Source organism: Nocardiopsis sp. iso_238 (assembly GCF_056173325.1).
Genome location: NZ_CM149668.1, coordinates 3,099,215 through 3,124,324 on the forward strand (window position 1 = coordinate 3,099,215; position 25,110 = coordinate 3,124,324).

Annotated in this window: 22 protein-coding genes; 11 read left to right on the forward strand and 11 right to left on the reverse strand. The window is 73.4% G+C overall.

The features are described 5' to 3' along the window. Positions 1–37: 37 nt before the first annotated feature. Positions 38–736, forward strand: a complete 699-nt coding sequence (locus tag AC0VYL_RS13970; RefSeq protein WP_475483425.1) for a GNAT family N-acetyltransferase — start codon at positions 38–40, stop codon at positions 734–736. On the opposite strand, the gene AC0VYL_RS13975 is transcribed toward AC0VYL_RS13970, so the two are convergent. After that, a complete protein-coding gene (locus tag AC0VYL_RS13975; protein ID WP_475483426.1) occupies positions 696–2,972 on the reverse strand; it encodes a tetratricopeptide repeat protein in 2,277 nt (758 codons plus the stop codon). The two genes, AC0VYL_RS13970 and AC0VYL_RS13975, sit on opposite strands and share 41 nt — an antisense overlap. A 13-nt stretch (positions 2,973–2,985) precedes the next feature. Continuing rightward, positions 2,986–3,471, reverse strand: coding sequence for a hypothetical protein (locus AC0VYL_RS13980; RefSeq protein ID WP_475483427.1), 486 nt, complete (start codon positions 3,469–3,471; stop codon positions 2,986–2,988). A gap of 340 nt (positions 3,472–3,811) precedes the next feature. Between AC0VYL_RS13980 and AC0VYL_RS13985 the strand changes: the two genes are divergently transcribed. Beyond that, a complete protein-coding gene (locus AC0VYL_RS13985) occupies positions 3,812–4,333 on the forward strand; it encodes a GNAT family N-acetyltransferase (protein WP_475483428.1) in 522 nt (173 codons plus the stop codon). A gap of 52 nt (positions 4,334–4,385) precedes the next feature. On the opposite strand, the gene AC0VYL_RS13990 is transcribed toward AC0VYL_RS13985, so the two are convergent. After that, positions 4,386–4,796 (reverse strand): DUF2000 domain-containing protein, encoded by a 411-nt coding sequence (locus AC0VYL_RS13990; RefSeq protein WP_475483512.1) that lies wholly within the window; start codon positions 4,794–4,796, stop codon positions 4,386–4,388. 110 nt (positions 4,797–4,906) lie between these two features. On the opposite strand from AC0VYL_RS13990, the gene AC0VYL_RS13995 reads away from it, so the two are divergent. After that, on the forward strand, positions 4,907–5,362 hold the full coding sequence (locus tag AC0VYL_RS13995) for an Lrp/AsnC family transcriptional regulator (protein WP_475483429.1): 456 nt from the start codon (positions 4,907–4,909) through the stop codon (positions 5,360–5,362). Positions 5,363–5,375: 13 nt separating this feature from the next. On the opposite strand, the gene AC0VYL_RS14000 is transcribed toward AC0VYL_RS13995, so the two are convergent. Then, positions 5,376–6,365 carry a GNAT family N-acetyltransferase gene (locus AC0VYL_RS14000; protein WP_475483430.1) on the reverse strand — a complete coding sequence of 330 codons (990 nt, stop codon included), beginning with the start codon at positions 6,363–6,365 and terminating at the stop codon, positions 5,376–5,378. Positions 6,366–6,429: 64 nt separating this feature from the next. Further along, positions 6,430–6,918: an anthrone oxygenase family protein gene (locus AC0VYL_RS14005; protein ID WP_475453079.1), complete on the reverse strand. Its 489-nt coding sequence runs from the start codon at positions 6,916–6,918 to the stop codon at positions 6,430–6,432. Positions 6,919–7,092: 174 nt separating this feature from the next. Here AC0VYL_RS14005 and AC0VYL_RS14010 point away from each other — a divergent pair, with 174 nt between their 5' ends. The 3 genes from AC0VYL_RS14010 to AC0VYL_RS14020 all read left to right on the forward strand — a co-directional run bounded on the left by AC0VYL_RS14010 (position 7,093) and on the right by AC0VYL_RS14020 (position 13,693). Continuing rightward, positions 7,093–10,017, forward strand: coding sequence for an ATP-binding protein (locus AC0VYL_RS14010; RefSeq protein ID WP_475483431.1), 2,925 nt, complete (start codon positions 7,093–7,095; stop codon positions 10,015–10,017). A gap of 95 nt (positions 10,018–10,112) precedes the next feature. After that, positions 10,113–11,876 carry a S8 family serine peptidase gene (locus tag AC0VYL_RS14015; protein WP_475453083.1) on the forward strand — a complete coding sequence of 588 codons (1,764 nt, stop codon included), beginning with the start codon at positions 10,113–10,115 and terminating at the stop codon, positions 11,874–11,876. Positions 11,877–12,061: 185 nt separating this feature from the next. Continuing rightward, positions 12,062–13,693 (forward strand): OmpA family protein, encoded by a 1,632-nt coding sequence (locus tag AC0VYL_RS14020; RefSeq protein ID WP_475483432.1) that lies wholly within the window; start codon positions 12,062–12,064, stop codon positions 13,691–13,693. A 64-nt stretch (positions 13,694–13,757) separates the two neighbouring features. On the opposite strand, the gene AC0VYL_RS14025 is transcribed toward AC0VYL_RS14020, so the two are convergent. The 3 genes from AC0VYL_RS14025 to AC0VYL_RS14035 all read right to left on the reverse strand — a co-directional run bounded on the left by AC0VYL_RS14025 (position 13,758) and on the right by AC0VYL_RS14035 (position 15,805). After that, positions 13,758–14,885 carry a hypothetical protein gene (locus AC0VYL_RS14025; protein WP_475453087.1) on the reverse strand — a complete coding sequence of 376 codons (1,128 nt, stop codon included), beginning with the start codon at positions 14,883–14,885 and terminating at the stop codon, positions 13,758–13,760. Between the two features lie 123 nt (positions 14,886–15,008). After that, positions 15,009–15,647, reverse strand: coding sequence for a DsbA family oxidoreductase (locus tag AC0VYL_RS14030; RefSeq protein ID WP_475453089.1), 639 nt, complete (start codon positions 15,645–15,647; stop codon positions 15,009–15,011). Positions 15,648–15,658: 11 nt separating this feature from the next. Continuing rightward, positions 15,659–15,805, reverse strand: coding sequence for a hypothetical protein (locus AC0VYL_RS14035; RefSeq protein WP_475453091.1), 147 nt, complete (start codon positions 15,803–15,805; stop codon positions 15,659–15,661). 88 nt (positions 15,806–15,893) lie between these two features. On the opposite strand from AC0VYL_RS14035, the gene AC0VYL_RS14040 reads away from it, so the two are divergent. Beyond that, entirely contained in the window at positions 15,894–16,289 is a 396-nt protein-coding gene (locus AC0VYL_RS14040; RefSeq protein ID WP_475453093.1) for a winged helix-turn-helix transcriptional regulator, read from the forward strand. A 33-nt stretch (positions 16,290–16,322) separates the two neighbouring features. Here AC0VYL_RS14040 and AC0VYL_RS14045 read toward each other — a convergent pair whose 3' ends face one another. Both AC0VYL_RS14045 and AC0VYL_RS14050 read right to left on the reverse strand, forming a co-directional pair. After that, the gene (locus AC0VYL_RS14045; RefSeq protein WP_475483433.1) at positions 16,323–16,799 is read right to left on the reverse strand and encodes a DUF6194 family protein; all 477 of its coding nucleotides are present in this window, start codon (positions 16,797–16,799) and stop codon (positions 16,323–16,325) included. 124 nt (positions 16,800–16,923) lie between these two features. Next, positions 16,924–17,064 carry a hypothetical protein gene (locus tag AC0VYL_RS14050; RefSeq protein WP_475453097.1) on the reverse strand — a complete coding sequence of 47 codons (141 nt, stop codon included), beginning with the start codon at positions 17,062–17,064 and terminating at the stop codon, positions 16,924–16,926. Positions 17,065–17,127: 63 nt separating this feature from the next. Between AC0VYL_RS14050 and AC0VYL_RS14055 the strand changes: the two genes are divergently transcribed. Next, positions 17,128–17,754, forward strand: a complete 627-nt coding sequence (locus tag AC0VYL_RS14055) for a hypothetical protein (protein WP_475483434.1) — start codon at positions 17,128–17,130, stop codon at positions 17,752–17,754. A 9-nt stretch (positions 17,755–17,763) separates the two neighbouring features. Here AC0VYL_RS14055 and AC0VYL_RS14060 read toward each other — a convergent pair whose 3' ends face one another. Next, complete coding sequence (locus tag AC0VYL_RS14060; protein WP_475453101.1) at positions 17,764–18,657, reverse strand: ADP-ribosylglycohydrolase family protein; 894 nt, start codon at positions 18,655–18,657, stop codon at positions 17,764–17,766. A 181-nt stretch (positions 18,658–18,838) separates the two neighbouring features. Here AC0VYL_RS14060 and AC0VYL_RS14065 point away from each other — a divergent pair, with 181 nt between their 5' ends. From AC0VYL_RS14065 to AC0VYL_RS14075, 3 genes are all read left to right on the forward strand, one after another. Then, positions 18,839–20,020: a dual specificity protein phosphatase family protein gene (locus tag AC0VYL_RS14065; protein WP_475483435.1), complete on the forward strand. Its 1,182-nt coding sequence runs from the start codon at positions 18,839–18,841 to the stop codon at positions 20,018–20,020. A 218-nt stretch (positions 20,021–20,238) separates the two neighbouring features. Continuing rightward, positions 20,239–20,979, forward strand: coding sequence for a septal ring lytic transglycosylase RlpA family protein (locus AC0VYL_RS14070; RefSeq protein ID WP_475483436.1), 741 nt, complete (start codon positions 20,239–20,241; stop codon positions 20,977–20,979). A 476-nt stretch (positions 20,980–21,455) separates the two neighbouring features. Next, a complete protein-coding gene (locus AC0VYL_RS14075) occupies positions 21,456–25,043 on the forward strand; it encodes a TM0106 family RecB-like putative nuclease (protein ID WP_475483437.1) in 3,588 nt (1,195 codons plus the stop codon). Positions 25,044–25,110 lie beyond the last annotated feature (67 nt).

Below are 25,110 nucleotides of genomic sequence, written 5' to 3' on the forward strand. Positions count from 1 at the left end.
GGTGGCCCCGGACGGCGGGACCTGCCAGGGTCGGTGCGTGACCGAAACCGCCGCCCGCGCCCTGGCCGCGTGGGAACACCTCGCGCGCACACGTGCCACCGGTCCGCTGACCGTCGCCGCCGCCCCCGACTCCGACCTGTGTCCTCCGGCCTGGTGCGGAGTGGTCCGCCTGGGCGGGACCACCCTGGCGACCGCCCCCACCGGAGCGGACGCTGACACCCTTCGCGCGGCCCTGTCCCGGCTCGACCCCGCCGAGCACGTCGATCCGGGTGCCCTGGGTGCCGTCCTGCCCGTCACCGAAACCCTCGGACCCGCCGCACTGGCCTACCTGACCAGGGAGAACCTCCGTCCGCGCCCCACGCTCGGGGTGACCCGCCGGGCCACAGAGGACCCCGCCGTCCTGGCCCTGCTGGAGCGGACCGGACCGGAGGAGGCGGGGGAGAGCGGGATCTCCGAGGTGGAGACGCCCCTGTTCACCCTGGCGGTGCGTGCCGAGGTCGTGGCCGCGGCCGGTTTCCGGGTGCTGGCCGGGGACGTGGCCCACCTGTGCGTGCTCACTGACCGGGAACACCGGGGGAGGGGGTTGGCCGGGACGGTCGCGTCCGCCGCCGTCAGCCACGCCTTCGCCCAGGGCCGTCTGCCCCAGTGGCGGGCCCGCTCAGCGGCCTCGCGTGGAGTGGCCGCTGGCCTGGGGTTCAGGGAGACGGGGGCCCAGCTGAGTCTCCGGCTGGGTTGAGGGACTCCCGGGCCGAGGCCAGCGCTTCGGCGGCCCGGTCCCTCTGGAACGGGTCGTTGTTCTCTCCGAGGAGCCTGACCGCGCGTTCCAGGTGAGGGATCGCCTTCGCTGGTTGACCCGCGGCCGCCCAGGTCAGGCCGAGTTCGTGCCGGGACAGACCCTCGTGGTGCAGGTCCCGCTCTTCGGTGAAGAACCCGACCACCTCACCGAGTTCGGCCAGAGCCTCCTCCGTTCGTCGAAGGCCCCGAAGGCAGATGGCCACGCCCATGTCCGCCTTCACCGCCTCACGGGTGTCTCCCAACCCCAGGAACATGCTCCGGGCCCGTTCATAGGCCTCCATCGCCTCCGCGAATCGCTCCTCCCGTCTCAGCACCGCACCCAGGTTGTCCCACACCCTGGCCTCGCGGTGGGTGTCTCCCAACTGGTGGAAGAAGCCCTGGGCCCGCTGATGGGCGTCGACGGCCTCCGCGGTTCGGCCCACCTCGCGCAGGGCCTCACCCAGGTGATTCCACGCGTTGGCCTCGCGAAGGACGTCGTCCATCCGGGCGAACACGGCCTGTGACCCCCGGAGGGCGTCGATGGCCTCCTCGAACCGCCGACCTCCGCTCAACGCCGCCCCCAGACCACTGCGCGACACGGCCTCCCCGTGGGTGTCCCGCAGCTTGACGTAGAGGTGTCGGGCACGCCCGTGGGCGTCGACGGCCTCCTCGAACCTGCGTGTCACGCGCAGCGCCGCCCCCAGGCGGTTCCATGTGGCGGCCTCCCGGTTCTCGTCCTCGCTCCGCCGGGCGGCGCTCAACGCGATCCGCTGCAGGTCCTCCAGGTCGGTGAGGTCCCGGCGCCATTTGAGATAGGTGTTGATGTGCCGGGGGAGGTCGGTCTCGGTCCGTGTCTCACCCAGCCTGCGGGCCACGTGCACGGTGTCGATCAGGACCGCGCGTTCCGCGTCCAGCCACCGTGTGGCCGCGGCACGGTCCGCGAACGTGTCCGGCGTCCGCTGGCCCGGCAACGCCACCAGGTTGAAGCGGGCGTCGTTGGCCATGGACGAGTAGTGCTCGAACAGCCGCCGCCGGGCGCGGACGAACCGGTCCGGGGCGTCGTCCCCGGAACTCAGGGAGGCCGCGTAGCCGGCGGTCAGGTCGTGCATCCGCCACCGGCCCGCCCTCCCCGACACCAGGTGCGCGGCCGACAGGGCGCGCAGGCGCCCCAGGACCTCGGCCTCCTCGACCCCCGCCAGGACCGCCGCTGACGCCGTCGAGATGTCCGGCCCGGGTGCCAACCCCAGCAGGGCCAGCAGTTCGGCTGCCTCCGGCACCAACCGGGCACGGGACTGCTCGAAGACCGTGTACAGGCTCCGGGAGTCGTCCCCCAGCCTGAGCAACCGGGTCTCGGACGCCTCCAGGGTGTCCGCCAGCTCGTCGGCGGTCATGTCCGGGGCCGCTCCCAGGACGGCGGCGCAGACGCGCAGCGCCAACGGCAACCCGGCGCAGGCCTTCGCCACCCGGGCCAGGCCCTCCTCCTCCACGACGCGCGGATCATCCGGATCACCCACCCGGAGCGCCCCCACCAGCACCCGCACGGCGCGGTCGGCGGGGAGGTGGTCGATGGGGATGCGCCGCCAGCCGTGCGAGGTGAGCCGGTCGCGCGAGGTGGCGAGCAGGCGGTGCCGGGTCCGACCGGGCACCAGGGGCGCGACCTGCCCCGCCCCGGAGGCGTTGTCGGCCACCACCAGGATCGGCCCGCCCAGTTCCAGGGCCCGCTCCTCCAGCGCGGACCGGTACAACCCGCGCCGGGCGTCCGCGTCGGCGGGCCACCGTTCCGTGGGCACCTCCAGGCTGTGAAGGAAGGACTCGACCGCCCGGTCGCCGTCGACCGGGGTGGTGTATCCGTGCAGGTCGACGAAGAGCGCCCCGGCGAACCACCCCCGACGGATCGCCTCGTGTCCGGCGGCCAGGGCCAACTGGGTCTTGCCGACCCCGCCCATGCCCTGGGAGACCACCACCCCGGGAACGCCCTCGGCCCCGGGGTCGATCACCGCGAGGACCCGCTCCAGCTCCCCGCTCCGACTGGTGAACCCCGCGTCCACCGAGGGCAGGGTCAGGAGCGTCTGGGCGGCGCCCCGGGCGGGGGCGACACCGTAGTTGTTCTGGACGGCGACGGTGTCCCGCGCGGACCATGATCCCTGGACGGTCGCACGGTTGGCGGGCTCGCCGCCGGGGGAGTCGTGTCTGTTCACTCGGGCCCCGCTCCTAGCCCTCGCGGCGGTGGGTTCCGTGGTTGTTCTGTGTGCCGATCACGTCGCGCCCGGCCGTGTTCCCGCGCATCTCGACGTGGTCGCCGTCGTGGCGGGTCTCGTTCCGGTGCACACCGCCGTGAATGGTGCCCGCCTGGATGAGCACCCCGCCGTACACGCCGTGGGCGGTGTTGGTGACGTTCCCCGAACCGGACGGCGCCACCTCGTCCAGAAGCCCGCGCAGCTCCGCGGCGGCCGCCGGGTCCGCACGCAGCAGGCGGCGCAGCTGGGTCCGCCAGGACTGCTCAACCTCCTCCGCCGACACCGCGTCCCCGTCCCCGGCCTCCAGCTCCCGGCGAGTCTCCGCCAACTCCTCCAGGGCCCGGTTCCGTTTGGTCTCGTCGCCACCGAACACCCGGGTGATCCAGCCCTGGACCACGGTCCACCCGCCCCTGACCATCTCCTGGGTCAGGACCTTGGCGCCTTCTTCGAACAGCTCCACCGTGCGTCTCCCACCGTCCGCCGTCTGGGTCTCGGGGCCCGGCGCAACACCGCAAGGCCCTGTGGATACGACACCCTAGCCACTCGGACGGTTCCGCTCCGGCGTCCGGGACGGCCTCCCCGCGCTCTCGACGGCCCGTGAGCGGTCTCACCACGGGGAACACCGCGCGCCCTGCTAGCGTTGGTCCCCGCGACGCCGAGAGTCGGCCGTGCGGACCCCACCGAGGTGAATTGATGACTGCCGTGACCAGCGACGCCAGCAGCGACGCACTCAGCATCTCCAACCAGCGGGTCCCGGCCTGACCACACGACGGGACCCCCGAACACGAAGGTCCTCGACGTTGTCCCACACCACCCACTCCTGGTCCACCCGACCCGAGACCGGCGCCGACGCCACCGCGATCCACGCGATCGTCAGCGCCGCGTTCGAGACCCCGGCCGAGGCCGACCTGGTCGACGCCCTGCGCGCCGACCCCGCCGTCTGGATCGACGGTCTGTCGATCGTCACCGAGTCCGCTGACGGCACCCTGGTCGGGCACGCCCTGCTCACCCGGTGCCACGTCGACGGTCACCCGGCCCTGGCGCTGGCCCCGTGCGCGGTGCTGCCCGGGTTCCAGCGCACCGGCGCCGGTTCGGCAGCCATCCGCGCCGGACTGGAGTCGGCCCGTGCCCTGGGCGAGAACCTCGTCCTGGTCCTGGGCCACGCCGACTACTACCCCAGGTTCGGGTTCACCCCGGCCTCCGGGTTCGGCGTGCGCGCCCCGTTCGAGGTCCCGGACGAGGCCATGATGGCCCTGTCACTGGACCCCTCGCGCGAGACCCCGCGCGGCACCATCCGCTACCCGGACGCCTTCGGCGTCTGATCCGCGTACGGCGCCCCCGCCACGGAGTTCCGTGGCGGGGGCGCCGGTGCGTTCAGGTGGCCAGCGGCAGCCGCCCGGTCAGCTTGTTCACGTCCTTCCTGGGCCCGAACACCGCCAGCCCCACGTACTCCATGTCCGTCGGGTCGGTCTCCGCCAACCGGTCCAGGTAGTCCGTGTAGGCGCGTGAGCGGCGGGCCACCTCGTTGAAGCCCACCACCGTCAGGTCGCGCTCGTCGGCCAGGGCCTTGATACGGCGCAGGTCCTGGCCGGTGGCGGCCAGGGTCGGTACCGGGTGCGTGTTGATCCCGGCGTGCACGTTGCCGCCCGCGTCCTTGCCGTCGGCCCCCAGCGAGTTCTCCAGCCGCGCCCCCATCGCCAGCCCGAGCACGGCGCTGGCGTTGGCCGCCACCGCGAACTCCAGGTCCGAGCGCAGGACGACGACCAGTTTGGTGGACATGTTCATGTACTGCTCCCCGTTCATCTGTCGTGTCGACAACGCAGAAGCTAGCCACAGAGACAAGGCCTTGGGGGATTTGCCGAACTCTATTCGGCAGCAGACCTAGACTTCCCGTCATGGACGAACTTGATTCGGCGATCGTGCGGGAACTCCAGCAGGACGCACGGCAGACCAACCGCGCCCTGGCCCACAAGCTCGGTGTGGCGCCCTCCACCTGCCTGGAACGCGTGCGGCTGCTGCACCGGCGCGGGGTGATCCGCGGCTACCACGCGGACGTCGACCCGGCGGCGCTCAACCGCCGCGTGGAGGCGTTCGTGTCCGTGGAGCTGCGCCCGCCCAGCCGCCGGGCGATCGAGGGGTTCAAGACGGCGATGTTCGCCCTGCCCGAGGTGCTCGCGGTGTACGTGGTGGCGGGGGAGCAGGACTTCCTGGTGCACGTGTCCGTGCCCGACCTGGACTCCCTGCACAGCTTCCTCATCGACCGGCTCACCGAACGCCGCGAGGTCGCCTCCTTCCGCAGCCAGATCATCTACGACAGCGCCCGCAAGCACGTGAGCGACCCGTTGGCCTGACCCGGGGGTGCGGTCAGTGCGCGTCCAGGCCCTCCTCGACCAGCAACCGCTCGTGGACCCGCTGGTAGCCCAGGGAACGGTTCACCGCGAGCATCGCCTGGTTCTCCTGGTTGATGGTCACCGCCACCGCCTCCACGTGCGGGAACAGGTCGTGCACACGCAGCGCCTGGGTCGCCTTGACCCGGCTGGCCAGCCCCTTGCGCCGGTGGGCGGGCAACACCGCCGTGTCGTGCTGGTCGGCGACGGCGCCGCTGGTCACCGTGCTCACGGTGGCCGCGACCACCTGGTCGGAGGTGCGGTCCAGGGCGGCACCCACCACGAGCCGCGAGCCGTCCTCGGTCATCGCGCGCTCCCACGCACGGACCTGGGGCACGTCCCAGGCGCGCGCCTCCACCTGGAGGGCCGCGCCGGGAGCGTCCAGCAGGTGGGCCATGACCCGGCCGAAGGAGGCGGCCAGGTGTTCGGGCGCGGGCCCCTGCCAGTGGGTGAGCCGGTACCCGCGCGCCGGGGTGGCGGCCAGACTCCAGCAGCGCCGCAGCGTGGGCTCGTCCAGGTACTGCTTCTGGAGCTCCAGCCGCAGCAGGGTGCGCAGGTAGGGGCTGGCCCGAGCGAAGTGCTCGCCGGGCTCCCCGGCCAGGACGGTGCTCTGGAGCCGGTCCATGCCCTGGGCACGGGCCCGCTCGACCACGGCCTCGCGGAGTCGCCCGCCCATACCCCGGCGCCGCGCGTGCTCGGCCACGAACAGCCGCAGGAACCCGATGCGCGCGTCATGGTGCTGGCGGCGCAGCTCGGCCACCCCGTGGACGGGGTCACCGGGGGTGATCCGGGCCGACCAGCGCCAGGCGTGTCCCGCGCGCCCCGAGCGCAGCCGGGTGGCCAGCTCCTCCGCCGGTGCCGCACCGCCCGAGAGGGCGGCCTGCCCGTCGGTGTACACCGAACTCCAGGCCGCGAGGTCGGTCATCTCGGTCGCGGCCGGGTCGAAGGACTCAATGTGCGGGCTCACCCCACCACCGTTTCACACACGGGGGCGGGTGCGGACGGCGAACGCGCCGACCCGAGGGCCCGGGTCAGGCCGGGAGCAGGGCCGTCACCGAGCAGACCAGCGCCGCCACCGAGACCAGGGAGCGCACGTGGTTCCACCGCACCCACACCGGCTCGAACGCGGCCCGCACCGCCTTCGGGTCCTGGAGGTGTTCGGCCGCTCCGGCCTGGTCCAGGGAGTTGTTGCGCGGCACGTTCACCGCGAACGTGACCACCACCGCCACCAGGAGCAGGGCCGCTCCCGCGCCCGACCAGACCAGGGGGCCCACCGAACCGGCGGAGGCGTACAGCGCGGCCGTCCCCGCCGCCGCCACCGGCGCGCCCACGAAGACCAGCGCGAACAGGGGGTTGAGGATGGCCGTGTTGATGCCCTGCATCGCCTCGACCATCGCCCGGTCCCCGGCACGGGCCAATCCTGGCATGACCGCCATCGAGAAGGACAGGAACAGACCCGCGAACAGTCCGGTCAGCACGGCGGCCAGCACCGGAACGACCCCGAACACCATCTCCAGCATGGGACGCGCCCGCCCTTCCTCGTCCGGGCCACCCACGGGCCACGTGACACCCCCATCCAAGCACCGCCGCGTGTTCGGCGCCACGGAGTACGGGGCCGCCCCCGTCGCTGGGACGGGGACCGCACCGGCACAGCCCCCCTTTCGCGAAGCCCTCCGTCGCTATACGGTGACCGCGTGTGCTTCCCCCCACTCGTCGGGCGCGACACGGAACGACGGCAGCTGCGTGAGGCCGCGGTTCCCGGAAGCGTCGTCCTGTTGTCCGGGGCGGCCGGAACGGGCAAGACCCGCCTGGTCCAGGAACTGCACGACACCAGCGGCACCGTGCTGACCGGGTACTGCCCGCCCCGCGCCGACCCCTTCCCCTACGCCCCCGTCATCGAGGCCCTGCGCCCCGCCGCGATCCCCGCCGGACTCAGCCCGCTGTGCGGCGCCCTGACCCCCCTCATGCCCGAGCACGGCGACCGGCTCCCTCCGCCACCGCCCCCGGTGGACGCGGCCGCCGGACACCACCGCACCTACCGCGCCCTCACCGAGCTCCTGGGCGCCCTCGGCCCGACCGTCCTGGTCCTGGAGGACGTGCAGTGGATCGACCCCGCCACCCGTGACCTGCTCACCTACCTGGCTCCCCGGCTGCCCGCCACCCTCACCCTGGTCCTGACCCACCGCCCCGAGGAACTCCCGCGCTCCTTCCCCGTAGCGGCACTGGCCGCCCGCACCCCGCCCGGCACCCGCCACCGCGAACTCGCCCTGGGGCCCCTGTCCCCGGAGCACGTGCGCACCCTGGCCGCACGCCTGCTCGACCCCCACCGCTCCGAGGTCACCGACGCCGACGCCCTCCGCCTGCACACCTGGACCGGCGGACTGCCCCTGGCCGTGGCCGAGACCCTGCACCACCTGGCACACCAGCCCGGAGCGGAGGACCAGCCAGCGGTGCCCGCCACACCTGCGGTACCCGCGCCCCTGCGCGACTGGGTCCTGGACCGGTTGCGCTCGGTGGACCGCGACACCCGGCGCCTGGTCCGCGCCGCCTGCGTCCTGGACCAGCCCGCCACCGACACCCAACTCACCCGCGTGGCCGCGCTGCCCACCGCCCGCGCCGAGAAGGCCCTGGCCAGGGCCCTCCAACGCGGACTGCTGCGCTCCCTGGGGCCGACCACCCTCACCCCGCACACCCCACTGCTGCGCCAGGTCGCCTACACCGCGCTGCCCCGCGACAAACGCCGCCGCCTCCACCGCGCCAGCCTCCGCGTCCTGGGTGAACAGACCGAACCACCGCACGCCCGCATGGCCCACCACGCCCGCGAGGCCGGGCTCCCGGACGCCTGGACCGAGAACGCCGAACGCGCCGCCGACACGGCCCTGTCCCAGGGGGAGGACACCACCGCCGTCGCCCTGCTGCGCGACGCCCTCACCCGCGCCACCCTGCCGCCCCGGCGCCGCTGCGACCTCGCCCTCAAACTCGGCCGGGCCGCCCTGACCGGCATCTCCGCCGAACACACCATCGGCCTGCTGCGCGACGTCCTGGACACCCCCGGGCTGTCCGCCGCCGAACGCGGCGAGTTACGCATGGAACTCGGGCTGCTCCTGCTCAACCAGGCCTCCCAGAACCGGTCCGCCCGCGACGAACTCGTCCGCGCCGCAGCCGAACTCTCCACCCGTCCCGCCCTGGCGGCCCGCGCCATGTGCGCCCTGGCCGTGCCCCGCTCCACCCCCGACTCCGTGGCCACCCACCGGCGGTGGATGGAACGGGCCGTACGGGCCGCCCAGCGCAGCCAGGACCCGGCCGTGGACGAGACCGTGCGCGTCAACCAGGCCACCCTGCTCGCCCAGATCGGGGACCCCACCGCCTGGGACGTGGCCCCACCGCGCCCCGACGACCCCTGGCCGCGCACCGGCCCCCGGACGCTGGCCCGGCGCCGCGAGTTCGTCCGCGCCTCACTCAACCTGGCCGACGCCGCCGTCATCCTGGGCCACTACGACCGGGCCGACCGCCACCTGGCCGACACCGCGGGCACCTGCGACCCCTACGTACGCGAGAGCGCGGCGGCGCTGCGCCTGATCCTGGACTGGAACCGGGGGCACTGGTCCGACCTGGCCGAACGCGCCGAACTCGACCTCGGCTCGGGCCGCCTGGTCCACCTGCACTCGGTCACCGCCGAACTCACCGCGGTCCGCGCCGCCCTGGCCCTGGCCCACGGGGACCCCGCCACCACCCGCACCCACCTGGACCGCGTCCTGGGCCCCGAACCCCGGCCGCCCTCCGTCGCGCCCGACCATCCCGTACCGGACCTCACCGCCCCCGACCACGCCGTACCCGTGCGCGCCCTCGCCGCCGGTCTGCTGGCCCGGCTCGCCCTGGCCCAGGGCGACCCCGCCGCCGCATGGAAGGGGGTGGAGGACCTGGTCTCCCTCGTCGCCAGCAAGGGCATCTGGGTGTGGGCCGCCGACCTGGTCCCGGGTATGGAGGCCCTGCTGGCCAGCGGACGCGGCGCCGTGGCCCGGGAACTGGGCACCCGGTTCCGGGCCGGGCTGCGCGGCACCAGCGCCCCGGCGGCCCGGGCCGCCCTCGTCCGCTTCGAGGCAGCCCTGGCCCACCACCAAGGGCTCCACGACCGCGCCCTGCACCTGTACACCGAGGCGGAGGAGGCCTACCGGGACATGCCCCGTCCCTACGACGCCGCGCTGGCCCGCGAGGCCTCCGCCCGCACCCACCTGGCCGCCGCCAACGGCCGGGGACCCGACCTGGGGATCGCCTCCCTCCAGGCGGCCCTGGGCACCTACACCGAACTCGGGGCGGCCTGGGACGCCGGCCGCGTCCGCCGCCTGCTGCGCGAACACGGCGTCAGTACGCCGCCCGCCAGGGGAGGCGGCTCGGGAGACGGCCGCCTCTCACCCCGGGAGAACGAGATCACCGCCCTCGCCGCCCGGGGTCACACCAACCGCGAGATCGCCGCGCTGCTGCACCTGTCACCGCGCACCGTGGAGACACACATGGCCAACGCCCTGGCCAAGCTCGGTCTGCACTCGCGCCGCGACCTGAACCCCACCGACCCCGCGTCGTCCCCTACGTGCTCCCCGCGCACCCGGAGAACTACGTAGCCACTACGTATGGTCGCTCCCGGCCGGGCGACGGATCATGACTCTCGGGTGGCCACCCTTCCCCGATCCCCCGCCACAGAAGGGTCCCCGCACACATGCGCAAGCTCGGTGCCGTGCTCGCAGCCGCGGCCTTACTGCCGATCCTCGCGGTCTCGCCCGCCGCGGCAGAACCCGACCTGCCCTCCTTCCTCGACACCAGCGACCCCGTCGAACGCACCTACATCGTCGTCCTGGACGAGAGCGCCGACCCCGCAGAGGTCGCCGAACGCCACGGGGACGACCCCCTGGGCGTCTACGAACACGCCCTGACCGGCTACGCGGCGCAGATGACCGCCGCCGAGGCCGCCGAACTCCTCCAGGACTCCGACGTCGCCTACCTCCAGGAGGACCAGGTCGTCGAGGCCTTCGAGCAGGACGTGCCCAACGGCGTCGCCCGGGTCTTCGCCCCCGACAACCCCAACCTCCGGATCGACGGACAGGCCAACTACGTCCCCGACGTGGCCGTCGCCGTCCTGGACACCGGCGTCGACGGATCCCACCCGGACCTGAACGTCGTCGACTCGGTCAACTGCACCAGCGGCACCTGCGTGGCCAACACCGCCACCGACGGCAACGGCCACGGCACCCACGTGGCGGGCAGCACCGCCGCGATCGACAACGACCTCGGCGTGGTGGGTGTGGCCCCCGGCGCCGACGTGTGGAACGTACAGGTCCTCAACTCCGGAGGCAGCGGCACCCTCTCCGGGATCGCCGCCGGGGTGGACTACGTGACCGCCAACGCCGCCCAGATCGGCGTGGCCAACATGAGCCTGGGCTGTGAGGGCTGCGCGGACCAGGCCCTGAGCCAGGCCCTGACCAACTCGGTCGCCTCCGGGGTGGCCTACGCCGTCGCGGCGGGCAACAGCGCCCGCGACGCCGCCAACTTCTTCCCCGCCAACCACCCCGACGTGCTCACCGTCTCCTCCATGGCCGACTCCGACGGCGCGCCCGGCGGCAACGGCGGCACCCTCACCTGCCGCCCCGACCAGGACGACACCCTGTCCACGTTCTCCAACTTCGGCGCCACCGTGGACATCGCCGCACCCGGCTCCTGCGTCACCTCCACCATGCCCGGCGGCGGCTACGGCACCATGAGCGGCACCTCCATGGCCTCCCCGCACGCCGCGGGCGGCCTGGCCCTGCTCGCCGTGGGCGACGCCAAGCCCACCGACCGCGCCGGAGTCCTGGCCCTCTACGACACCCTCACCGGCGCTGGCAACCTCGACTGGAACGACACCTCCGGCGACGGCGTCCACGAGCCCCTGCTGGACGTCGGCGACCCCGCCGTCTTCCCCGCCGACGGCGGCGCCACCCCGCCCGAGGGACCGGTCGCCTCCGTCGCGCACTCCTGCGACGACACCACCCTGACCTGCACCTTCGACGGATCCGGCAGCGCAGGCGAGGTCACCGGCTGGTCCTGGGAGTTCGGTGACGGCACCACCGACACCGGCGCCTCCACCGAGCACACCTACGCCGCTGAGGGCGACTACACCGTCACCCTGACCGTCACCGACGACCAGGGCCGCACGCACTCCACCGACACCAGCGTGTCCGTCGGCGCCCCCGACCACGTCGCGCCCACCGCCGCCTTCACCAGCTCCTGCCTGGCCTTCTTCCACCTCTGCGAGATGAACGCCACCGGCTCCAGCGCCGGAGACGCCCCCATCGCCAGCTACCGCTGGGACTTCGGCGACGGCGGCACCGCCAGCGGGGCCAGGGCCTGGCACTTCTACCCCAACCCGGGCACCTACACCGTCACCCTGACCGTCACCGACGCCACCGGCGCCACCGGTTCCCTCACCAGGACGATCACCCTCTAACCACCCACCACCCCACCCCCAGCGGTCCCGCGCCCCACCCCTCGGCGCGGGACCGCACCCCGTCCGTGCCCCACCGGTCAGCGGCCTCCCGCAACCAGACGGCTCCGCCGCGCGTCTGACCGGCTGACCAACGCGCCCGGCACCCCGGCCGGAGCACGGCACCACCGCGAGGGAGTCCCCCGACCATGTCCCAACGATCCCCAGGCACGTCCCCACGAGCCCTGGGCGTGACCGGCGCGGTCATCGCCCTGAGCCTGGCCCTCACCTCCTGCGGCCTGGTCCGCGACCTGACCTCCGACGAGGGCGAGGAACCCGCCGCCACGGAGGAGACCGAACAGGTCACCGCCGCGGACGTCGAACTGCCCTTCGTACGCCAGGGGCGCATGTTCGTCGAGGGCGGCAACGACGTCGCCGTGGAGATCACCGTCGAGGCCCTGGAGCACGACGGCGAGTACCTGATGATCGACTTCAGCCGCAACATCCTGGAGGTCATCAACAACGACGAGGTCTCCTACGCGGGCGCGCCCCTGCGCCTGGTCGACCCGGTCTCCGGCGAGGTCCTGCTGCCCATCACCGACGAGGAGCACGGCGAACCCTACGGCAGCTACTTCATCGAGGGCAGCGACCTCGTCCCCATCCACGAACAACTGCCCTCGCCCATCCGCCGGTACTTCCCCGCACCCAGCGAGGACGTGGAGTTCCTGACCCTGACCGGGCTGACCGCCGGACACGTGCCCGGCGTCCCCGTCAGCTACGTGGACGAGTTCACCGCGCTGCCCGAACCCGACGTCCACGACTACATCGACCCCGAGACCTGGGTGATCGAGGGAGACCTGCCCGAGGACGAGATCGTCTACCCGGAGACCGCGCCGGAACCGGGCCTGGACACCACGGAGTTCGTCCAGTCCATGGAGAGCTTCGTGGACGGCTCCACCGCCTCCACCACCCGCGCGGGCGACCGGGAGGTCATCGCCCTGCACGCGGACAACATGTTCGAGTTCGACGAGTCCGACCCCACCGACGACGCCGTGGACACCATCAGGGAGGCCGCGCAGTCCCTGCGCGAGAACCTCGGTGAGGACGTGGAGATCACCGTCGTCGGCCACACCGACGGCAAGGGCGCGGACGGCTACAACCAGACGCTGTCCGAGGAACGCGCCGAGGCCGTGCGCACCCTGCTGGAGGAGGAACTGGGTTCGGACTTCACCCTGACCACCGAGGGCCGGGGCAGCGAGGAGCTGCTCGCCGAGGAGGGCGGGGACGACGACGAGGAGGCCCGCGCCCGCAACCGGCGCGTCGAGTTCTCCTACGAGGTCCCCATGGCCGACAACGGCGCCGAGGAGGGCGGCGGCCTGGACACGGCCAAACGCCACGTCGGCCCCCCGGCGCCCTACTTCGAGGAACTGGACCCGTTCACCACCGTCGCCCACGGGGAACTGGACCTGAACGTGTACCCGATGGTGCGCGACGGCGCCTACCTGTTCCAGATGGTGGGCTTCCAGAACTCCACCCTGACCGACCTGGAGGCCGACCTGGAGGGCGACGAGGCGTCCCTGCCCGGCAGCCCCCAGCAGTACACCGAGGGCACCATGGGCGGCTTCCGCCTGGAGGAGCCCGGCACCGGAGTGATCCGCTACGTGATCCGCATCCGCGCCGGTGAGGGCGAGTACGAGGACTTCGCCGACGAGATCCTCACGCTCTCCCCGGGCGAGGAGTACCTGGCCCTGGCGGTCTTCCCCGCCCCGGGCCCGGACGTGCGGGAGATGACCCTGTACGCGGGCGCCTTCGGGGAGATCCCCGGCGTCCCCGTCCAGTAGCCCGACCCGGCACCGCGGCCGCCCCGCTCCCGGGAAGGGGGCGGGGCGGCGCCTCGTCCGGGTCTCAGCCGACCGGCGTCCCGGAGTCGGACTCCGACCTCTCCTCGACCGGCACGGGCCAGGCCTCCGGCAGACCCCGCCCGCACACCCCGCACGCGGCGCGTCGACGCACCGCGTAGGCGGCGGTGGCCACCGCCAGGGCGGCGGCCCACAGGGGCATGGTCCCGAAGACGAACGTGTGCGTCTCCGACCCGGGGGCGATCCCGCCCAGCTGCCAGGTCCGCACCAGGATGCCGCGACCCATCCCGACCAGCGCCATCGCCACCAGGCCCGCCGGGACCACGGCCAGGGAGACCGGGACACGTCGCCCGGACAACCACACCGTCCAACGGGGGAAGCGCACCCCCCACCCCTGGACCAGGCCCAGCATGAGGACGGCGCCCGCCACACCGGCCGACCCCAGCCCCACACCGATCATGACCGTGCCGGGGTCCGCCGAGATGGACGCGAACTGGTCCGCGTCCATCCCCATCGAGTACCCGAACAGCCACGGCAGGCGCAGGGCCGGGTAGAGCAGGGCCAGCACGAACGCGCAGGCCACCGCGATCCTGCCCACACGCAGGGCCCGCACCCGCAGGGAGCGTTCGATCTCCGGGGTCCACGCCGGGGCGCGGCCGCACCTCGTGCACCCCTCCCGCCGCCCCCGGCGGTGGGTCAGCGCCGCCCACACCCAGATCCCCGTGCCCAGCGCGAAGAACAGCACGTGCAGCAGCTCGGGGGAGAGGGTGTAGGTGACGTACGCCGACCCCAGGGCCGGTTCCACCCACACCGCCACCGGCATGATCATGCTGTAGCCCAGCCACACGAGCAGGGAGGACTCGACGTAGAACAGCAGCAGGACGGCGACCAGGGCCCAGGTCAGCGGCTCCACCAGGCGCGGTGCGGCCCCGCGCGGCAGGAGCAGGGCCAGGGCCACTCCCACGGCACCGACCACACAGGTCATGACGGTGGCCACCCCGGCGTTGTCGGTGGTGAAGAGTGTTCCGAACGCACCGGCCTCGGACAGCCCGTGCGGCACCACACCGGCCAGCCAGCCCAGTGCCAGGCCCAGGGCGGCGGCCGACCAGGCCAGCGCGGCCCGGTAGGGCGCGCCGGGCGGATGCGTGTGGGTACGGGTGGGTGGGACGGACATGACCGGCTCCTTCGGGGGTGGGGCGAACCTTCACCACCACACTCCTCCCGCACCCCCGTCAGCACCTCCCCAACGGGGGTGAGACACCCTCCCCCGATGGAGGGAGAGGCGCCCCCTACCGGCTCAGGCCCTCTGGGCGCGGGCCTTCTCCAATGCCGAGGCGAAGACCTCCAGCGGCTGCGCCCCCGAGATCCCGAAGGCCCGGTCCAGCACGAAGAACGGCACCCCGGTGGCGCCCAGGGCCCGCGCGGTACGGATGTCGTCCTCGACCTCGGCCGTGTAGGCGTCGCCGGTCAGGACCGTGCGGGCCGCACCGGCGTCCAGGCCGATCTCCACCGCCAGCTCCACCAGGGTGTCCACCTCGCCCAGGTCGCGGGCCTCCACCAGCTGGGCGCGCATCAGCCGCTCGTGCGCCTGACCGCCCAGACCCCGCTCCTTCGCCAGGTGGGTGAGCCGGTGGGCGTCGAAGGTGTTGACCATGACCGCGCCGTCGAACTCGTAGTGCAGCCCCTCCCGGGCGGCGACCTCCTTCACCTGCCCGGTCATCGCCCTGACCTGGTCGGGGGTGGCGTTCGTCTTCGTGGCCAGGGAGTCCAGGACCGGCTCACTGACCCCGCGCGGAAAGCCGGGGTCGAGCTGGAAGCTGCGCCAGACGACCTCGACCTCGTCGGCGTACCCGAACTCCTCCAGGGCCCGCTCCAGGCGCCGCTTGCCGATGTAGCACCACGGGCACACGATGTCGGACCACACTTCGATCTGCACGAACGTCCCTCTCAGAGGCAGATTCCGTCCGAGCACGCGGGCGCGTCCTCGGAACCCAACGTCACCAGGCCACCGACCACGGGCAGGGGACCCTGCTCCGCGTCCGGTTCGGGCACCGGCACCGGCACCGACTCGGGCGTGCTCCGCGACTCGCTCACACCCACCACCCCTCACATACTTCTTGTGCGTAACCTACTGATCAGTGAGTATGCAGGTAGGACAGACCGGACTCAAGAAGGAACTTTCATGTCCGCTACGAACACCCCTGTGCCCCTGACCGAGCGCGCTCTCGCCGAGAACCCCGAGGACTGCCCGGTCCGCGAGGTCCTGGACCGGGTCGGGGACAAGTGGAGCGTGCTCGTCATCGTCCTGCTCGGCCAGCGCACGCACCGCTACGGCGAGCTGCACCGCGCCGTCGACGGGATCAGCCAGCGTATGCTCACCCTCACCCTGCGCGCCCTGGTCCGCGACGGCCTGGTGGAACGCACGGCGCACGCCAGTGTCCCCCCGCGCGTGGACTACGCGCTGACCGGCCTCGGGCACACCCTGCTCGAACCGATCACCGCACTGGACCGCTGGGCCCACGAACACCGCGAGGACGTCCGCGCCGCGCGCGAGCGCCACGACCGCGAGAACGGCTGACCCCGCCCCGCCGCGGCCGACGGGGTTCGGACCTCAGCCCCGGGGGCGGTACCGGGCGGCGGCGCGTTCCCTGGCCAGGGCCACCAGCCCACGTGTGCGCTCCCCGGTGCGGGGCCCCGGGTTGAGTACCGACACCCACCCCTGGGCGGCGTAGGCCGGATGGGGCAGGAGCCGGTCCAGCTCGGTGAAGTCGAACCCGCTCCGGTGCTCGGCGTGCGCGGCGGGGGAGTGGCCCACCACCTCCTCGAACAGCGCCCGCCCCACCGCGACGTTGACCCGGAACACCCCGGGCCGGTCCAGGTCGGAGTCGGTGTCGAAACCCGGGTAGTCCTTGGTCACCACGGTCGCGAACGGGGTGAAGCCGTCGCGATCGCGGGCCCGGCCGTCCGGGTCGTAGAGGAGGAACGAGTCGCCCCAGGCGATCTCGGGCGCCCCGCTCTCCCTGCTCGCGGTCTCCACGTGCACCTCGCCCAACCCGGCCGCGTACCGGATGACCTCGTCGTGGTCCATCACGCCCCCTCAAGGATTCCGGGCAGTCCCTCCGACCACCCGCCTTCAAGTGTGTCATTCAACTGCTTTGTGAGACTTTCTCCCAGAAGACCGGAGTACAGAGGGATGACATGGCCCCCATCCCTCAAATCCCGGGTGAACCGCCGTCCGGGTCCGGGCCGCCCACCGACCTCAGGAAGACCAGGGCCACCACGGCGCACGCCACCTCCAGGCACCGCCCCTCGGCCGAGGACGCACCCGCCGCCTGGACCCACGAATCGGGCACCACATATCCAAGAACCCGCCAAACACCTGGGGAAACGCGAGTCGGCCATGCGACACTCACCGCATGGCCGCACCGAACCCGCGCCCCGGACGGCCCCGCGTGGACCCCCGGGACCTGCGCCCCTCCCGCGCCTGGTACTGGGTGGGCGGAGCACTCGTCCCGCTGTCCCTGGTCGCGGGGGCGGTCCTGTTCGCCCTGCTGTTCGTGCGCGCCGTGGCCCTGCCCGAGTTCGCCGCCAGCACCCACGGCTCCCAGAGCGCCACCTTCACCGTCGAGGACCCCGACCACACCGAACAGGGCTGGCTGCTCTACGGCTCACCCCGGGGCGTGGACCACACCGCCTGCGCCCTGACCGCCCCGGACGGCCACCGGCCCGCCTTCACCTACCCCACCTTCAACCACCAGGTGGAGGACGAGGACGGGTCCTGGGCGATGATCGGCATGGTCACCCTGACCGAACCGGGGGAGTACACCCTCACCTGCCGGGCCGCCGACGACGTCCGCTTCGGGATCGCCCCCGGAGCGCGGAGCACCGGAACCCTCGTGACCGGACTCTTCGGAGCGCTGGGATCGCTGCTCCTCCTCCCCGCCCTGGGCGTCTCGGGCGGGCTGGCGCTGGTCGTCCTCACCGCCGTGCGCCGCGCACGCCACCTCCAACGACTCCTCCACCCGCCCACCCAGGGGCCCTGACCCGAGGACTCAGCCCAACGCCCAGGCGGGCAGCGCCTCGGTGCGCTCCACCCACTCCCGGGGCAGAGCGCCCACGGGCAGCCCCGCACCGAGCACACCCGCCACGATCGCGCACGTGGTGTCCATGTCACCGCCCGGCGCCACCGTCGCCCACAGCGCCGACGCCAACCCCGACCGGTGCCGGGCCGTCACCCACAGCGCGAACGGCACCGTGTCCAGCGCGCTGACCCGCGACCCGTTGCCCAACTCCCGGGCCACCCCGATCGGGTCGGTGGTGATCAGCAGCGCACGGGCGTCCCGCACCGCCTCACGCACCCGCCCCTGGGGCAGGCGCTCCACCACCCGATCCAGGTAGGGGCCCGCGCCCAACGGCTCACGCCGCGCCGTCAGGGCCGCCGCCAACGCCACCGCCACGGCCCCGTCCACCGCCTCGGGATGGGTGTGGGTCACCCGCGCGCTCACCTCGGCCTGGGCGGCCACCTCGTCCAGGTCCTCGGCGTACCAGGCGCCCAGCGGCGCCACCCGCATCGCGGCCCCGTTCCCGAAGGACCCCGCCCCCTCGAAGAGCTCCGAGGCCAGCGACCGCCAGTCGCCGCCCTCCCGCACCAGGCGCAGCATCCGCCCCGTGGCCGGACCGTACCCCCGGTCGAAGTCGTGGTGGTGGGCGAAGGAGGACGCCAACCGGTCGGCGTCCAGCCCCCCACCGCGCCGCACCTCGGCGTAGACCGACGCCGCCATCTCGGTGTCGTCGGTCCACTGCCACGGACCGGGCGGCAGCTCCCGGTCGACCAGGTGGGGCCGGTTGTCGCGGACGAAGAACTGGGAGCCGAAGGCGTCGCCCACGGCAAGGGCGGTCAGGGAGGCCAGGGCGCGCACCGGGCGCGCGACGTCGATGGTGTGCATAACACCTCCCATCCTGACCATCCGAGCGCCCCCTGTCCACGCCCGTCCGGGCCGGGGTACCGGCATGGCCACAACCGGCAAGGCGTGTGCGGGGGCGACCTCTCCAGGGAAGACCCCCGGTGAGCACCGCCCTCACCGAGGTCCGGCGCTGCCCACCGACCCCACCCCGGACAGGACAGCCGTGTCGCCTGCACCCACCCACGCACGCCCCGTCGAGGAACCCTCACACGACCGCGCCGTCGGCTCCCTCCTGGGAGCCGTGGCCGCGGCGGCCCTGGTCGGCACGCCCATGGCCCTCTCACAGCGCTTCGCCACCGCCGCCACCTCTCCGGCCGACCCGACCGACCCGACCGGAACCGGCGCCGAAGGGCTGGCCCACCTCGTCCACGCCGCCCTGCGCTCGGCCCCGTCGTCCCCGGGAGGGGACCCGGTGTCCACCGCGTGGACGCGGGCGCTGCGCTCGCTGGTCCTCACCGGCGCGGCGCCCGCCGGTGAACCCTCGTTGGAGCACACCACCAACGACGACCCCCTCGGGGCGTCCTGGCGGGCCCTGACCCGCACCCCCCACCCGGTGGACGGCCCCGCCCTGGGCGCGTTCTCCTGCGCCCACCTGGTGGACGCGGTGTGGGCGGCCTACCACGCGCACGGCGACCTGGCCGCGATGTACACCGGCGCGCTGGCCGGGGCCCGGTGGGGGACCTCGGCCCTGCCCCTGCAGGCCGTGCGCAGGCTCAGCGAACACACCGACCCGCACGCGCTGACCGTCGCCGCCCTGGTGTCCCTCAACGGCTCCCACCCCGACCGCTGGCCCCAGCTGCCCATCCGGGACCGGCCCGGGCTGCGCCTGCCGCCCTTCGCCGTGCCCCACCCCCTGGACCCCCAGGTCCTGCTCGGCAACCTGGACTTCCTGCGCACCCGCCCCGAGGAGGTGGACGCGGCCGTCTCGCTGTGCCGCACCCACCCCGAGGACGCTCCCCACCTGGCCGGTCCGGACTGGGTGCGGGTGTGGCTGCACGACACCCCGGGCCGCAACCCGAACCTGCACTTCACCCTGGACGAGGCCGCCTCCGCCGTGGCCGCGCTGCGCGCCGAGGGCAAACGGGTGCTGCTGCACTGCTGGGCGGGCGCCTCGCGCACCCCGGCGGTGGCCGCCCGCTACGCGGTCGCCACCCTGGGCGCCTCGCCCCTGGAGGCCATGGCCGCCCTCATCCCCACCGTGGGCGGCCATCTGGACAACCCCACCCTGTCCCAGGCGGTGGCCGAGCTCAGCGGCCTGGACCTCCCCAACCCCCTGACCAGCCTCTTTCCGGGAGGGCTGCCTCCGCGTCGACCGGAACTGCGGACATCCCATATCAGTGGGTGATAAGTTCCACAAACCGGCCCTTTCCGGTGCCGTTACTCTCGCGTTACCCCTAGGCTCTGCGCCCGGACCCCGTGCCAAGCCACCGGCGGTCCCCGCTGTCTCCCGTGCTCGGCTCCACCCGCTTCCGGGGCCCGCACCACCTGGCGCACCGCGCCTCCCACGGCCGCCGTGCCGGGAGGTCACCGCCACGCCCCTGTTCCCGTTCGAAGGACTGTGTTGTGGGCACAAACGAGCCCCAGATCCCACCCGCCGACGACCATGAGGCGGCCACCGAGGCCGCACCCGTCGTCGGACCCCGCCAGGCCGCCGCGCGCTCACGCTCGCGCCGCAAGCGCGCCCTGGTCGTGGCCTCGGCCGCCGGCCTGACCCTGGTCGTGGGAGGTACCGCCGCGGCGGCCGTCCTCACCTCCGGCGCCGACCCGGACTCCGCCACCAACGCCGCGGGCATCCCGCGGGCCCAGCCCCAGACGCTGGTCGTGGAGGAGACCGCAGAGGAGACCGCGCAGGCCGAGGACGACCAGGACCGCACCCAGGCCGCGGCGCCCCAGGCCCTGACCGCCTCGGGCTCCGACATCCGCGAGGAGCCCGAAGAGGAGGAGACCACCGAACCCGAGGCGCCCTCCGGTGACTCCGGCGGCTCCGGTTCCGGCGGCGGCGAGAGCACCGGCGAAGGCGGCACCTGCGAGGCCTCCTTCTACGGAGACGGCTTCCACGGCGCCACCACCGCCAACGGCGAGACCTTCGACACCTACGGCATGACGGCCGCGCACAAGACGCTGCCGTTCAACACCATGGTGAAGGTGACCAACCCCAACAACGGCAAGTCGGTCACGGTCCGCATCAACGACCGCGGACCCTTCATCGCCGGACGCTGCCTGGACCTGTCCACGGCCGCCTTCGACGAGATCATCGGCACCGGCTCCGGTGTGGGCACCGTCGCCTGGGAGGTCGTGGGCTAGGGAGTGTTTTTTGGATGCTTTCGCTGGTGGCGGCGGAGCCGCCATCGATGCGAGCGGCCGTCGCCCCTACTGTGCGCTGCTACGCAAGCTCCGCAGTGTCGCACAGCGGGGGCCCGCCCGGGTTTGGCTGTCCGAGCTTCATCGGCGCAGTGAGAGGCAGCCTGGTGGTCGCGAGCGCGGAATGATCCAAAAAACACGACCTAGCCCCACACCCCCACGGCACACCCGACGCGCCCCGCACCCCACCGGTGCGGGGCGCGTCGCCGTCTCCACTCCTCCGCACCCCGCTGACCTGGCCCGATCAACCCCCGCACGCCCCCGACCCCGCGTAGACTCCCACCACCGGGGCCACCCCACACCCCCACCCCACACCCCCACCCCACACCGCCCACCAGCGCACACGGGTCCCGCACGTCGCCACGGCATGGCACAATCCCCACCACCGCAGGCACCACAACACCAAGGGGAGTCGGGCGTTGTTCCGCACCACCACCGGCTGGGTCGTCTCGCCCACCGACCTCGTCGACACACTGGAGTGCGACCACCGCAGCGCCCTCAAGAGCGCGCTGGCCGCCCACGTGCCCGGCGCACCCCGCCCCGAAGAGGTCGACGCCCTGGTCGCCCACCACGGCGACCTCCACGAGAAGGCCGAACTCGACCGCCTCACCACCCTGTTCGGCGACGACCTCGTACGCGTGGAACCCCCCACCGCCGACGACCACTCCCTGGCCCGGGCCGCCCGCGCCACCGCCGAGGCCATGGCCGCCGGAGCCCCCGTCATCTACCAGGCGTCCTTCCACCACCCCCTCACCGACACCGTCGCCTTCCACGGACGCGCCGACTTCCTCATCCGCTCCGACCTGGACCCCACCACCGGACAGCCCCGCCCCGACGCCCCCACCCCCCACACCTACGAACCCTGGGACACCAAACTCGCCCGCCGCCCCGGGCCCGCCGCCGTGGTCCAGCTCGCCGCCTACGCCCAGGCCGTGTCCGTCCTGCACGGACACACCCCCCAGCACATGCACCTGCTCACCGGCGACCAGCACACCCACACCCTGCCCACCGCCGAGTTCACCCCCATCCTCACCACCATCACCGAACGCCTCCTGGCCCACCTGGCCACCGAACCCGCCCTGCCCGCCCCCACCTGGGGCCAGCCCCGCCCCGCCTGCGAGGGCTGCGGCTACACCACCTGGTGCTCCCAGGGCCGCACCGCCGCCCGCCACCTGTCCCTGGTCGCCGGGCTGCGCACCGACCAGGCCACCAAACTCAGCGACGCGGGCCTGGACACCATCGACGCCCTGGCCCACGCCTCCGACGACGCCCGCCCCACCACCCTGCCGCGCCGCTCCTTCGACCAACTGCGCGCCCAGGCCGCCCTCCAGGTCCGCCAGGACACCACCCGCACCCCCGCCAACCCCCAGGGCACCGTCACCGCCGAGGTGTTCTCACCCGAGGGCCTGGCCACCCTGCCCGCCCCCAGCCCCGGCGACGTCTTCTTCGACATGGAGGGCTACCCCTACCACTCCCGCCAGGGCGAACGCGGCCTGGAGTACCTGTTCGGCGCCACCACCGAGGACACCGACGGGCACGAGACCTTCCACGCCTTCTGGGCCCACGACCGCGCCCAGGAGAAGCGGGCCCTGGAGGACTTCGTCGACTTCGCCACCGCCCGCGTGGACGCCGACGAGAACGCGCACGTCTACCACTACGCCTCCTACGAGGTGGACCGGCTCAAACACCTGAGCGCGGAGTTCGACACCCGCGAGGAGGAGGTCAACCGGCTCCTGCGCGAGAACCGGCTCGTGGACCTGTTCACCGTGGTCCGCAAGAGCCTGCGCGTGTCCCAGCGCTCCTACTCCATCAAGTACCTCGAACCCCTCTACCTGGGCTCCGCCCGCGACGGCGGCGTGACCACGGCCGCCTCCAGCATCGACGCCTACGCCGCCTACCTGGCCGCCCGGGAGGCCGGGGACACCGCCGAGGCGGACAGGGTCCTGGCCGACATCGCCGCCTACAACCGCGACGACTGCCACTCCACCGCCCGCCTACGCGACTGGCTGGAGGGCCACCGCACCGAACAGGGCATCACCGACCGGCCCCTCATCCAGTTCGAACTCACCGAGGAGGAGGCCGAGCGCGCCCGCAAACGCGCCGAGAAGGCCGCCCGCCACGCCGCCCTGACCGAACCCCTCCTCGAACACGTGCCCTCCGACCCCGAGGAGCGCACCCCCCAGGACCAGCCCCGCGCCTCCCTGGCCGCCCTGGTGGGCTACTACCAGCGCGAGAACACCCCGCCCTGGCGCGAACACTTCCAACGCCAGAGCGCACCCCTGCAGGACCTGGAGACCGACAGCAACTGCGCCGTGCCCTGGCGGGTGCACGTGGGGGAGTGGGAGGAGCCCACCGGCAGGCGCACCAAGGCCCGCCGCGAGGTGTCCATGCGCCTGGACCGCGCCCACCCCAACCCCTTCACCACCGGCGAGAGCGTCCACCTGCTCCACCCCGGCGCCCCCGGCCAGGCAGCCACCACCCACCCCGCCACCGTCACCCGCGCCGAACCCGACTCCCTGACCCTGGTGGAGACCGCCCACCCCGACGAGACCGTCTCCCGCGCCCCCGTCGCGGCCCTGCCCGGCTCCCCGGTGGACCCCAAACCCAAGGACGGCGCCCTGGAGAGCGTCGCCCACACCGCCGTGGCGGGCCTGCCCGAGTGGCCCCACCACCCCGGCCTGGACGTCCTGCGCCGCCTGCCCCCGCGACTGAACCCCCCGGGCCCGCTGCCCGCACCCGAACAGGGCGACCTCATCAGCGCCGCCATCACCGCCGTGGACCGCCTGGACCACTCCTACCTGGCCGTCCAGGGACCGCCCGGCGCCGGCAAGACCTACCTGGCCGCCCAGCTCATCACCCACCTGATCAAGGAGGGCCGCAGCGTCGGGGTCTGCTCCACCGGCCACAAGGCCGTGGAGAACGTCATGGCCGCCGCCCTGCGCGCCGCCGACCAGCAGGGCCTGGAGGTGGCGGCAGCCAAACGCCCGCGCGGCGGCAAGAAGGACCCCGACGCCCCCTGGGAACAGCCCTCCAGCCAGAAGGTCCTGGCCAACTGGCGCGCCAAACGCGCCGCCCAGGGACAGCCCGTCCTCATCGGCGGCACCGCCTGGGGCATGTCCGGAGCCGACACCATCGCGGACCCGCTCGACGTGCTCATCATCGACGAGGCCGGACAGTTCGCCCTGGCCGACACCCTGGCGGTCTCCGCCTCGGCCCACAACCTCGTCCTGCTCGGAGACCCCCAGCAACTACCCCAGGTCGTCCAGGGGGTGCACACCGAGGGCGCCGACGCCTCCGCCCTGCAACACCTCATGGGCGAGGACGCCATCATCGACCCCGCCCTGGGCTACTTCCTCGACCAGACCCGCCGCATGCACCCCCACGTGTGCGCGCCCGTCTCCGACCTGTCCTACCAGGGCCGCCTGCAGTCCCACCCCTCCACCGCCCACCGCACGCTGGGCACCCCCGCCGCCCCCAGCCGACTCACCCCGGGCGTGTACGCCCTGCCCGTCCACCACACCGGCCGCACCACCCACAGCCCCGAGGAGGTCGAGGCGGTGGTGGCCGCCGCCCGCCACCTGGTCACCGAACGGGTCACCACCGACCCCGACCAGGGCCCCCGCCCCCTCACCGGCCACGACATCCTCGTCGTGGCCCCCTACAACCTCCAGGTGCGCACCCTGCGCCAGGCCCTGACCCACGCCCAGGAGGACACCCCCGCGCTCGAAGGGGTCCGGGTGGGCACGGTCGACAAGTTCCAGGGCCAGGAGGCCGCCGCCGTCCTGTGCTCCATGACCACCTCCGACGCCGCGGAGACCAGCCGCGGCCCCTCCTTCGTCCTGGACCGCAACCGGCTCAACGTCGCCCTGTCCCGAGCCCAGGTGCTGGCCCTGGTGGTGCACTCACCCGACCTGCTCACCACCGCCCCGCGCACCATCGACGAACTCCGCCTCCTGGCCGCCTTCACCGGGCTGGTCGGCAGCTCCCGACCCTGGCCCCACACGTGACTCCCGCACCATGAGAACCACCCCACACGCCGACGCCCCAGGGTTTCGGACACCCACCAGGTGGAGT